Annotated in this window: 10 protein-coding genes; all 10 read left to right on the top strand. The window is 34.2% G+C overall.

Going from position 1 to position 12,709, the window contains the following annotated elements; genetic code table 11:
• The first annotated feature begins 517 nt into the window (after window positions 1-517).
• Window positions 518-2,047, top strand: coding sequence for a transglutaminase domain-containing protein (locus tag HDC90_RS00690; protein ID WP_184462832.1), 1,530 nt, complete (start codon window positions 518-520; stop codon window positions 2,045-2,047).
• A 39-nt stretch (window positions 2,048-2,086) separates the two neighbouring features.
• A complete protein-coding gene (locus tag HDC90_RS00685; RefSeq protein ID WP_184462830.1) occupies window positions 2,087-3,091 on the top strand; it encodes a hypothetical protein in 1,005 nt (334 codons plus the stop codon).
• Window positions 3,092-3,135: 44 nt separating this feature from the next.
• Window positions 3,136-3,369: a helix-turn-helix domain-containing protein gene (locus tag HDC90_RS25635; protein WP_184462828.1), complete on the top strand. Its 234-nt coding sequence runs from the start codon at window positions 3,136-3,138 to the stop codon at window positions 3,367-3,369.
• A 125-nt stretch (window positions 3,370-3,494) separates the two neighbouring features.
• Window positions 3,495-3,731, top strand: a complete 237-nt coding sequence (locus tag HDC90_RS00675; protein WP_184462826.1) for a hypothetical protein — start codon at window positions 3,495-3,497, stop codon at window positions 3,729-3,731.
• A gap of 286 nt (window positions 3,732-4,017) precedes the next feature.
• Window positions 4,018-5,151 carry a DUF4221 family protein gene (locus HDC90_RS00670; RefSeq protein ID WP_184462824.1) on the top strand — a complete coding sequence of 378 codons (1,134 nt, stop codon included), beginning with the start codon at window positions 4,018-4,020 and terminating at the stop codon, window positions 5,149-5,151.
• A complete protein-coding gene (locus HDC90_RS00665) occupies window positions 5,148-5,555 on the top strand; it encodes a hypothetical protein (protein WP_184462822.1) in 408 nt (135 codons plus the stop codon). The genes HDC90_RS00670 and HDC90_RS00665 overlap by 4 nt, the downstream gene beginning before the upstream one ends.
• Window positions 5,556-5,566: 11 nt before the next feature.
• A complete protein-coding gene (locus HDC90_RS00660) occupies window positions 5,567-6,811 on the top strand; it encodes a 6-bladed beta-propeller (RefSeq protein ID WP_184462819.1) in 1,245 nt (414 codons plus the stop codon).
• A 104-nt stretch (window positions 6,812-6,915) separates the two neighbouring features.
• The gene (locus HDC90_RS00655; protein WP_184462817.1) at window positions 6,916-8,658 is read left to right on the top strand and encodes an O-antigen ligase; all 1,743 of its coding nucleotides are present in this window, start codon (window positions 6,916-6,918) and stop codon (window positions 8,656-8,658) included.
• 79 nt (window positions 8,659-8,737) lie between these two features.
• Window positions 8,738-11,959 carry an outer membrane beta-barrel protein gene (locus HDC90_RS00650; RefSeq protein WP_184462815.1) on the top strand — a complete coding sequence of 1,074 codons (3,222 nt, stop codon included), beginning with the start codon at window positions 8,738-8,740 and terminating at the stop codon, window positions 11,957-11,959.
• Window positions 11,960-12,401: 442 nt separating this feature from the next.
• Window positions 12,402-12,674 carry a hypothetical protein gene (locus HDC90_RS00645; RefSeq protein WP_184462813.1) on the top strand — a complete coding sequence of 91 codons (273 nt, stop codon included), beginning with the start codon at window positions 12,402-12,404 and terminating at the stop codon, window positions 12,672-12,674.
• The last annotated feature ends 35 nt before the right edge of the window (window positions 12,675-12,709 follow it).

Below are 12,709 nucleotides of genomic sequence, written 5' to 3'. Positions count from 1 at the left end.
GCTGCGAAGGTAGGGCTTAATAGTACAACAGGCTCATGTTAAATAAACCTGATCGTACGAAAAGCCCGGATCCCGATTTTTTCTATCGGGAGAGGACTTGTAGGAATAGCAGGACTGCTGTAACCGAAATGAGCCAAGCCCCCGTTTCCAAAAAAAATAAAGACCATCTAAGTAATGTGTCATATATATAAGTGATGCGGTTAGCGGTGTCGATAAAACCTGAAAATTATAAATCGTAAACTGTCAACTGATCAGGGCGTTACCTAAGCTGCGCAAAGGTCGGGCTTTTCAGGGCTGCGCTTCGCTCCGGTACCGATGAAGGATCGGTACTGAACCCTTACAATCCCTAACGCAAAACCCGGCGTAAAAAAATGAGGTTTGATCTAATAGCACTACAATCTCATGTTAAATTTATAAAAATATCAGAGTATGTAACCATCCCAATTGTGTCTTGTACAATATAATAGGTGTATCTGTTAATTACAAATTATACCTGTCATATACAATTATCAGACAAATGGGAAAACAATTATTTTTTATCTTTTTACTAACACCTTTATTAAGTTTTTCTCAATCGAGCAAGTCATATCCTGCTGAAGTGGAAGCTGTTTTAAAGAAAGCTGGTAAAAATAGGATCGAACTGGAGAAAGTGATCACTCACTGTAAAAAAAATAGGGATCCATTAAAACTAAAAGCTGCTTACTTTTTAATAGCAAATATGGATATCCATTATTCCATTGATTATTGCCTCACCGATGGTGCCGATAAAAAAATTGAGTACAATGAATTTGCCTATCCTAATTATGATAAAGCGGTGCAGGCGTTGGAAGACATTAAGCATAAAACACCCGATATTAATGTTAAACAGGTTGTATTACCCGATATTCATCATATCAAAGCAGATTATTTAATCGATAACATTGAAAGATCTTTTCGGGCCTGGCGCAGTTCGATTGCAAAAAATATACCTTTTGCCGATTTTTGCGAATACATTTTGCCATACCGCACAAGTGTTGAGCCTTTACAAGACTGGCGCTTCAAGTATCAGGAAAAGTATAAATGGGTAGATGATAGTGTTAAAGTGCTCGGAATTAATAAGGTCTTATCCTATGTTGCTGCTGACTATGCCAACTGGTTTACCGATACTTATGGCAAAGAACAGCGCTTTGAGCCTTTGCCTAGGCTTGGACCTATGCAATTACTGTTTAGGAAAAAGGGGGCTTGCGAGGATATTGTAGATCTCCAGGTTTTTATCCTTCGTTCCCAGGGATTGCCTTCTTCCATGAATTTTATTTCTGATTGGGCTACTTCAACTGGACGGCATTTTTTGAATAGTGCTTTCGATGAGCAGATGCGAACCATTCCTTTGGATGTGACCAGTCCGATGGCTGTAGATAATAAACTGTACCGTGAGCCAGCTAAAGTATTGAGAACCACTTATTCTAAACAGCCCGGTACATTGGCTCGTTTTGAAGAGATTGAGGATATCCCCGAGGGCTACATGCAGACCCAAAATTACATAGATATCACTAAAGAATTGTGGGAGACAGCTGATATAAAATGCAAGTTATTTCCATCACAAAATAGTCCTAAGGTGGCATATGCCTGTGTTTACAATGGCGGTAACTGGACACCTACGTGGTGGGGGAAGATTAAAAAAGATTCTGTAAATTTTAGTGCAATGGGCAAAGGCGCCGTATACCTTCCTGCTTACTATATTAATAACGATATTGTTCCTGCTGGTTATCCTGTTGTTCAAGGCTTTAATCAAGAAGTGACTTTGATTCCCGATACAGTGAACAAAAGAACAATAACAATTAACGAACAAGCTAAGTATCTAATCTTCAGGCCTGGTAAAAGCTACCGGCTATATTATTGGGATAACGACTGGGAATTGGTAGATGAACAAATTGCAGCTTCAGATGCACATATTTTATCATTTGAAGACGCTCCTAAAAATGCGCTTTTCCTACTGGTTCCTGAATATTCCCAGGGGAAAGAAAGGCCCTTTATAATTACTGATGATGGAAAAAGACAATGGCTGTAATGTAAAATCAACTTATAAAAGCTAGCGAAATCTAATTTTATGAATAAGAGAATCATTGTCCGGATTTTGATGTGGTGGCTATTATTATTTCCCACATTGCTTATGGGGCAGGTACCATCCAAGCTTACAATCTTATTTAGGTATGAACAGCAGCTTAACCTTACAAAGGAACAGATTGCTGATTTGAAAACTCAAGTCATGAGATTGGATTCTTTAAAGACGGTTTCAAATCCTGATACCAATAAATTTATAAAAGAGCAATTGGTTGGCATCCTTAATCCCAGGCAATATCAAGAGTGGGGTCAGATTGTTCGCATGGCTGAAGCATCTTATTGGACCAAACTTAACTGGCAATTATTAAAAGAATCTGGCCTGGTCCAAAATACAGATAGTGCGAAACTGTATTTGCAAAATTTTAGGTATGAAATAAATAAAGCAAGTGCATTAGAAAGAGCAGTTAAAAGTAAACCAGAGTATGCCGGCTTAATTAGAGACAGTATTTTAACGATAAGACCATTAATACTTTTGAAGTTAGATGCCTATAGAAACAGACTGCCAAAATGGTCGCCCTTTGTGAATGTTTTTATGTTTCGTAAAGAGCTGGATCTCCGTGATGACCAAATAGATAGCCTGATCAGTCAGTTTAATAAGGTTCAGATCATCAAGTTATTTAATAAAGTTAGCCATCAATATGATAATGCCTATTTTAAAAAAACTGAATTTGAGCGCATTTTGAATATACTGGGGATTGAAAAAATTGAAAGGTATTTATTTGTTAAGGCCCAAAATCAAGTAATGGATAAATCTAAAGCAGATTGGCAAAGTCTTCAGAAATATGGATTATCGAAAGGTTTAGATAGTGTTAAGGTCTTTAAAGAAATTCAGGAATACGAGCTTAAATTGCTAATAGCCCAAGAGCGTTTGGCCCTCAATAATACGCAGAAAAATGTTTTTGATAAGAAAGACATTGAAGATAACCGGCCCCGAATACTAAAAGATCTGGAGCAGGCCATTGCAACCAAAAATATGAGTGAAAAATTTTAACAACATAATATATTTATAAACCACAATCAAATTAACATTCTCGCATGAAAGACGACTTTTTATATCAACTTGAAAGGATTGATTCTTTAATCCGTATGAAATCTACAGGCCATCCTCAGGTTTTAGCAGAAAAACTTCATTTGTCAGAAAGATCAATATATAATTACATCACTATTCTAAAAAAGCGTGGAGCACCAATAAAATATTGCAGAACCAGAAAGAGTTATTATTACAGTTGCGCTGGCAAGTTTTGCTTTGAGTTTATGGAAATTAAATAATATAAAAAATAAAACTTTCTTTACTGCAGGCTGCTTGCATTGAAGGTTTTTATTTTAGTGGAGTTTTGTAAGAGAGAATCTTCTGACTACAAATTCATTATTTATTTACTTAAAAAAATCAAATTATGTTAAAACAAAAATTAAAATGGTCGTTTTTGCCTGTAGTAGCAATCGCATTGATTACTGGTTTAAGTGCATTTACAAGCAGTTCAGAGGAGGAAGTAGATTGTGTTCATGCAAAATGTATTGAAGGAAATTCAAGACATTGTAATTATCGTGACTGTACTACTCCAAAATGTAAAAAGAAGGTGGAATCTTGTGATGTTGCTGGTTTTTGGGATAGTAAAAACTGCAAGTCTTAAATGATTTTTAGACCATCTGCCCATAGGTTCGGCAGATGGTTTATGATTACTTGTATGCTCTGACCATAAACCAATCAATTGATAATATTTAACATAAATTGGAGCTAGTCATTCTATACCTGCCTTATTCTCTTCAATAATTAGAATAAAACAAGTTTAAAATTGGATCAGTTAATACAAAAACCGAACTGTAACCAGTTATGATAACTTACATACACCCTAAAACCCAGTTCAAATTTAAAAACACCATTCAAATTTAGGTTTGGTTAGAAATAGTCATTAGAAAATGTTCAATAAAAAAATACTCTTTGCTCTATGTTTGTTATCTATTTTCTTATCATGTAAGAAAACAAGATACGAATATCATTTAACATTTGATGATAATTCAAAATTCATAATATCGCTAGATTCGCTAACTCCGCCGGATACGCGGATGATCCAATTCTTTGATTCTGGGCGGAACTCCTCCCTCCGACTTGCGATGTTAAACTTTGATAATCAAGTTATAAACTTACACGATGTAAATGGAAAAAAAATCAACGAACTAGACTTGTTCAAGCTTGATTCAACATCATCGAAAATATCGGGATTCCATTTCATCAATGATGATTCTTTACTCATCTATAGTGAGAATTCTAGAAATATGAAACTTATCAGTTGCAGAAAAAATTTTAGACCTGTCCTATTATTCAATCTTGATAGCCTTCAAAATAACAAAATTGGACAGCTTGACATCAGAGTGACGAGCAAGACCCCAATTATTTATGAAAATGGCATCATTTATTTGACTGGAAGAGCTATGCTACATAATGCATTAACATCTCCTCAGTCGAAATTGGTTGTTTCTGCATTCTCATTTGATCTGCACACTAAAAAGGTAGATTTCATTCCAATGTTCAATAAAGTATGGGAGGAAAGGTATTGGCATCATGAACAGTATTTTGTGAACCACACTTTCATACCAAAGCAGCATAAGATAATATACAGTCTTGCGATGAAAGATTCGATTATAATGTATGATACACAAAATAATAGGCAAAGTAAAGCAGGCATAATCAGTGAAGAATTAGGTAGTGAGAATGATATGGTTCCGAAAAAAATCTCAAATCCATCAACTATTGGATCATATGATGATTTAGTACATTACCTGGATAAGCCGAGGTATGGAGAAATCATTTTTGATAAATATCGTGAAATATATTATCGTTTTGTAACGTCTGGAAATGAAAAGAGAGACACCTACCTAATTATTTACAATAAAAATTTGAAAAAGATTGGAGAGACTAAATTACCTGAAAACTATCTTTCTGGCGCCGGCTTTTTCTTAGTTAAGGACGGATTGTTTTTGAGAAAAAGTGAGGTTGAGGGACAGGACGAAGATAAAATTGTTTTTAAATTATTTAAGCTGATGAAATCATGAAAACAAAATATTTGATATTCTCAATTGCATTTATCCTGATTCTTAGTTGTCAGAGAAAAAATGATCAACTTAATGAATTCATCATCAATACATTTCCGGATATAGAAAGCGGAAACGTTTTGGTACTACCAGGATCTGGTTGTAGTGGATGCATTTCTGATGCGGAAAATTCAATTGATTCATTATTAAAGACAAATAATTATAAAATTATTTTCTGTAAGATACAATCTCTCAAAACACTCAAAAATAGATTACGTGATAAGCGGATAAGTTTTGATGATCCAAATATATTAATTGATACTGCTGATAACTACATAAAAAATTCAGTTAAGTACAAGGACTTTTGGTCCTATCCGACACATATTGTTGTAAAGAATAGAGTGATAACTGAAATTACAAAATAGCAATCTACAAAATGAAAATTCTTATACGCTTCTTTTTCTTGTTTTGTGCCTGCTTAGGGTTTTCGACTTCATTCTCTCAGGAACCAGCTAAACTAAGAATTGATTTAGATAGGTCTTACGGCGGAGCATTTTCCGAATATCTAACCAAACTAGAATACATCCCACTTGAAAACACAAAGATTTCTCGATTTGGTCAAATTTCGAATCTAATTCTAACCGATTCTAGTTTTGTCATTACAGATAGAGATACCAAAAGTATACTCTTTTTTTCACCTTCCGGGAAATTCTTAAATAAGGTTTCAAAAAGGGGAACATTGTATCCTACCGGGGCAATATTTAATTCACAAAAAAATACCATTGATGTAGTATTTCAAGATATTGAGAAAACTAAGCTAGCATTTGAGAACTATAGTTTAGTTGGAATGTTCGTTTCCAAAGCGAACATTAATGATGTTAACATTGATTTTGTCCGTAATGGGTTATTCATTGACAAAAATAATTTTTGGCTTAGATATCAATTTTCTGAAAAAGAAACATTTCCTACGCATTACTTCACTCAATATAGGAATAATAAAAAAGTTGGCTCTGCTGTTCCCTACGATAGTTCGAATGCATTTGCACTATTCTATCTTACAAAGGAACTAGGACATTTTAATCTGCCAGTAACACGGTCTGGTAAATTCTATTTTGCAACACCTTTGACCAATAAGATTTATGAAGTCAGTTCATTGACAGGAAATACAATACCATTATTTCAAGTGATATTTCCTGCAAAATTTTCTATACAAAACTCCTTGTTAGCCATTCAGGATAAGAAAAAAATTGATAGTGCTATCCATACCAAATGGTTTAATGATCAGACTGTTTTGGGGTTAGAAAACATCATTTGCGATGAGAATAAACTAATCTTTAAAACGCACACCGGGCTTGTCAGCAGATATGGTGCAGATGGGGCTGTGATTCCGAGAAATTTCTTCTACAGATTTAAAGATAACAGACTTGTCGCATTCGAAAAAGTCAGCCCTGACCCATCTACCTATTTTTTACCATTTCATTCGCAAGGGACTATTTCAACAGAGGGCTTTTATTTCAAAAATGATTATTTGTACACCCATCTTTCATCATTAGAAATGTTTGGAGCCCGTGAAGCAACAAAAAGTAAAAAAGCCCTATATCCTGTGGCCTTACAAAATTATTTCTTAACACAAAACCGCAAAAGTAATCCGGTTATAGTTCGAATGAGATTAAAAGAGTAATGACCGGCTGCACTATGATAAATAAATTAAATCTAAAGTCAATTGTCGTAAAATCGATCTCCACAATCTTCTGTGTGGGTCTTTTGTTGCTTATAATTTACTTAATGTTTTATAATACATTTTCATTCAACTACGAAACATTTAGCAATCAGCAATACTTACTAGTGTTTTTTTTGCCTTTTTTAATTTTAGCCCTGATTTTAGCCTTAACTGCTAAGCAACAATATAGGCGGAATTTATTCCCTGGCTTAATCTTTATTGCCTTAGTTTTATCTGCACCAATTTTCACGGACTACTATAGTTTCAGTAATGAGTATTTCTTTAATTTAACTATTATTGGTCTTGCTTCTTATTGTATCTTCTTATTAAATCATAATCATTTTGTAGACAGTATAGTTGCCTGTTTTCTAATACTATTTTTAATTCAGTTATATCTCGGGTTAGACCAAGCCTTCTCGGGTGGAGATCAACAAGGATTATCAATTAAAGGGTCAATGAAAAATTCTGGTGTCTATGCGTTTTATCTGGTGTCTAATCTGCCAGTTTTTTATTTCAAATGCCTGAGATTTCAAAACACAAAAATTTTAGGAATAAAAACTTATGTCACAGCTATTTGCTCATGGAGCATTTTCATATCTGTCTTTGTAGCTGTATGCTATGTAATCGTCCTTACCCAAAGTAGAACAGCAACGGTCTGTTTGATAGGCACATCTTTCTACATTTTAGGTCAGAAGTACGCCAATGAGATAAAAACAAGCTTCGCAAGAATATCTAAAACCACCTTCCGGGCACTCGTCATGGTTAATATATTTGGTTTGATTGGATTTTGTGTTTGGCTGTTTAGATTGAAGAAATTATCTTCATTTGGAAGAATTATGGGGTTTGATATTACGATTCAACACATTCGTGAGAATTTTTGGCTTGGAACGGGAATAGGTAGGTTTACATGGTACTATCCACAGTGGCAAGCTGGTTATTTTGCAAATCACTCAAAGCCAGATTTAATATATTTTATAAGTGCCAGTGAGAGCTATATCATTTTTAACGAATATTTACAGCTTTTTATTACAGTTGGATTTGTTGGATTTACTTTATGCGGCTATGGACTCGTGTGTTTCTTCAGGTTAAAAACACAAAAAAATAGTGATTTGTTGATTGCAATTAAAGGCACCGTTGTCGCAATATTGATTAGTGGCTTCACCTCCTATCCTTTGCATGTTAATATCATGATGATGATGGTGGGCACCTATATCGCATTGGCATTTTCATTTGATATTAAGCATACCGAAAATAAAATACAACAACCTATATACTACAAAAATGCTGTAATTCTGATCTGTATTGTTTTTAGTTGTTGTGCCTTCCGTAAGGGATACTTTATATATTGTGCTAGCATAAAATGGAGTTCCCTACGCAATAGTTTTGGGGCCAAAAATCTTGTTGAATATAAAAGAATACACCCATTACTTAAAAATGACGGCAAATTCCTGATTGAGTATGGTAATCAATTAATCTCCGATAGCTCAAATATCTTTGATGCCATCGCAACGTTGGAAAAAGCAAAGAAGATTCTGATAACCCGTCAGGGAATTGAGGCTTTAACGAATGCTTACCGTACCGCAAAAAAATACGAGCTAGCAATTATCAATCAAAGATTTTTGATAAACTATTTACCTAATAGATTTCAACCAAAGTATGATTTGCTACAGTTGTATGCCTTAAATAGGGATACAGTTCATCTTTTCGAGCTTGGAAACAATATACTGTCAATGCCTGTAAAGATTCCCTCACATAGTGTGGCTAAGATCAAACAAAATACAATAAAGATGCTAAAACAACACCAGTGATATCTTAAAAGTCGGGTTAATATTGAAATACTGACTTTTTATCTGATGTTGACAGGCAAGGGTAATAAATAATTAAGGAATGATTTTTCGAAAAATTCAATTATTGTTAATATTCGTTTTTTGGGCGGCATTCCTTTATGGGCAGACGCATCCGCAAGACAAAAAACTATCAACGGCTAACGGAAGCATCGCCGGTTTCGTCGTAGACAGTATATCGAAAAATGCCTTAGAAAAAGGGGAAATTAGCGTATATAACACTATAAGTGGCAAGTTAATAAAACGTGTACAGATCAATTCGACGGGACACTATTCCGTACAAAATCTGCCTGTTTCTAAACCGCTATTTTTAATTGTTGACATTGAAAGATATAAACTACAAAAGATAAAATTCGAATTGAGCTTAGAAAACAGGAACAATAAACTTGATATCATGCTTAGTCCTGTTTTGAATAATATGGGTGTGCCCAAAGACGTAAAAACGGGAATTTCCAAAACTAACCAAAATATCATTCAAGGAGCTATACATGGAAAAGTGAAAGACAGTACCTATAGAAATGTATTGACAACAGCAACAGTTTCAGTATATAGTAATCTAGATTCAAAGCTGCTTAGTTTTCGTCTTCCTAATGAGTTAGGAGAATTTGTTATTAATAAACTTCCATTAAATACGCCGATCAAATTATTAATTACTCATATTGGTTTCACTCCGGTTCAAAGGATTTTCACATTAACTGAGGCTAAACATACGTTAGACTTCAACTGGATCCTGATGCAGCAGAATACTGAAAAAGAAAATACACTTGAGGAAATTAGGATTACGAGCGTCGCACCTGTGAGAATGAACGGTGATACCCTTGAATTTAATCCCCGTGCATTCAAAATGGATGTAAACGCTACTGCTGAAGATTTGATGAGGATACTCCCTGGTATCGTCATTTGGGGTGATGGTGATATTACTTTTAACGGTAAGAAAATTAGTTCACTTTTAGTTGATGGTAAACCTTTTATGGGAGGAGGTGACTTTACGACGGCAACGCAAAATTTACCAAAAGAAATCCTTGATAAGGTCCAGATCTATCGTCAAAGGAATGATGTTAACCCGTTAGATTCAACATTAAGTGCTAATCTTAAACTAAAGGACGATAAAAAGATTGGATTTTTTGGGAAAATTGGAGCTGGATATGGTACGGGAAATAGGTTTTCCTCAGATGCCATGCTTAATGGATTCACCAAAACGTTACAGTTAAGCACGGTCGGTGCTTTTAATAATATAAACAAGTTAGCTAATAATATAACAACTCTGATACGCAATAACAGTTTTAAAGGGGAAGGTAATACTTTAGATTATCAACCTGATTTCAGAAGAGCCGGCGTTAATACCAGTACAACCGCGGGCGCAAAATTCCAATATGATTTTCTCCCAGATTTAAAAAACAAGAAGAGTAGGAGGTTTATTGCTGATTATTTCATGAAGCGGAATAATGAGGTTATAAATGGTTTAAGATTTATAAATACTATCCTTAAAACTGACAGTATTCTAAGTAGTAATACTTCGAATCAAAGTGTCAACATAAATGCAAACAATAACTTCAGTTTAAAATATACTCAGCAGAATGAAAATTTCAATTTCGCCATTTCGGCTGACGCAACTATTAATGAAAATAGTTATTCTGGTGAAAGTACTGGCGAGCAATACCGTACCGGGACTGCTGGAAAGTTAAGCACAAGTAATGCAATGAATACTAGTCAAAGCAATTACAAGCGTTTCGTATTAGATGCAAAATTTAACTATCAAAGACAGAGAGAGGATGATGAGGTTACCGGAAAGTGGGTACGCCGGCCTTTTTCTAATTATTCTTTGAACTACAAGCTTGATTACCAACAAACAGTTGCAGAAAAAAATAATAAATCATCATTAGTTTCTGGGTTTGATCCCGGCGCAAATAAATTTTATGATAGGAGATATATGATAAATGATGATCGCACCATACATCTTCTAGATATTAATTATCCTCTTTTAAAAGAACTCTTATTTGGAACAAGGGATCTTGGAGGTCTCAATTTGGAATTAGGAAGTAATCTAACATTTAATCAAGGTGACATTATTGAAAATGTTTTTGATATTGATCCTGCCACTTTTAAATTGAACAATAACGAGATTTTAACTAATTCGAGAATAGAAAATATTCAGGATATACAACCTAGACTGAGTATTAAAAAAAGCATTATAAAGGGACTTACGAATCGGTACAGTGAAAGGTTTGATTTCGCGATTACGCCAACAATTCAGTATTTCAGCATGTCGAATCGTTCTAGCCAACTTAAGCAAAACTTCAACTATCAATATCATAAATTCATCCCCAATGCATTCATTAAATATAATAATCATCAATATGGGGATTTTGAAGTCGGTAGTAGTTTAGATTTTATTACCCAGGTTAAATATCCGACATTAGAAGATATTGCACCATTAGTTGACAGTGCGAGAGTTTGGTATATACCAAAGGGTAACCTCAATATTAAACCGGAGTATACAACTACTGTTTCCCTCAAACTCAATTTTGAAAGTAGATTGCCCAAAAACCCATATCAGATTAATATAAACATTGATGGTAATTTTACGAAAAACAAGATAGCAGACAGTACGAATTATGATGAGTTGGGAAGGAGAATAAATTCGAGTATAAATCTAAACGGAAGCAGATATTGGCATTTTGGAGGCTTCTACAGAAAAGCTTACAGTCCAAATAAAAATCATACTTTTCGTTTTAACATATGGTATGATCACTATGCTTATCTAATTCCACAATATTTAAATTCTTACTTAGTAATGTCAAGAAATAACACTAATGATTTTGATATTGAGTTAACGTATAGCTTTTCTGATATAGTTAATGTAAATGCTAAGCAAGGGTTTGGTTTTTATAAAAATTCACAGACGTCTTTTAACGATCAATATAGAGGACAAAATAATTATACCCGCTTCAGTGGAACCTTACAGTTTCCTAAGAATCTAACCTGGAGTTCTAATATAAATATCAATGCGAACAAGGCTTTAAACCAAGCTACAATTAATTATACCATTTGGAACGCCAGTTTAGCTTATCGGTTTTTACAAGGGAATCAAGCTGAGATAAAGCTTTCTGCATTAGATCTGTTGAAGCAGAACAAAGCGGTCATAAACACCACGAATAGGAACATCAGTACATTTGGATTTAATAATGTACTTCAACAATATTTTATGTTAAGTCTGTCGTATTATCCACGTAAGTTTGGTAAAAATAATACAGTTTCTGAATAATGAAGACAATATAGTATTTAACAGTTAATTAAACCAACAATTTAGCTTTAGTATGAGGGGCTTCGAAATTTTTTGTAATGAAAAAAAATCGCTATAGGCGTAAACAATGGAACTATCATTGTTAGCTGTTCAACCGATAGCCTTCAGGTAACTGGTTTTGATGATGATAAATTTACAAGGGTAGAATGGCTAAATATTCCGTTAGATATTAATGATTCCATACGGATTGTTGCATCTGAAAGTATTAAGGAAAGCGTTGAGCCGTATTTTAAGGAAGCGCGTGATTACCAAAGTTTACTAAATATATACTTATCTATGAAAAATGACTTATTAGCTGAAGGATTATTGAAATGAAAGCATTAGAAATTATTTTTAGAGGCAAAAAGAATGTAATTGCTTTAAGCCCAGATACTGGTCCTGAGCATTTTTAATCCATTATGGAATGGGGAAGTTTGAAATTGAATTAAGTCACCTTGACCGCAATGACATATGTTCGACATGGATAATAGAGAAAATTAAGACAGGCGAACACGTAGATATTGAGGTGAAAGATCTTGATTATACTACCGAACCAATAAGCAAAAAGAAAGCTTTCTCTGACCTGTACATTCCTTTTGAATATAGCAATGCTGAAATTGATGAACATAATAAGCAGAGATTAGAATACTTCTTCCTATTGCAAAAGTTTCTTAAGGATAAAGGGTTGATAGCATAAAAATCATTTCACTTTTCTCAGATTTGCCGTAGTAA

The organism is Pedobacter sp. AK013, assembly GCF_014205835.1.
Classification (GTDB): Bacteria; Bacteroidota; Bacteroidia; order Sphingobacteriales; family Sphingobacteriaceae; genus Pedobacter.
This window is presented reverse-complemented; position numbering and strand designations above follow the sequence as displayed.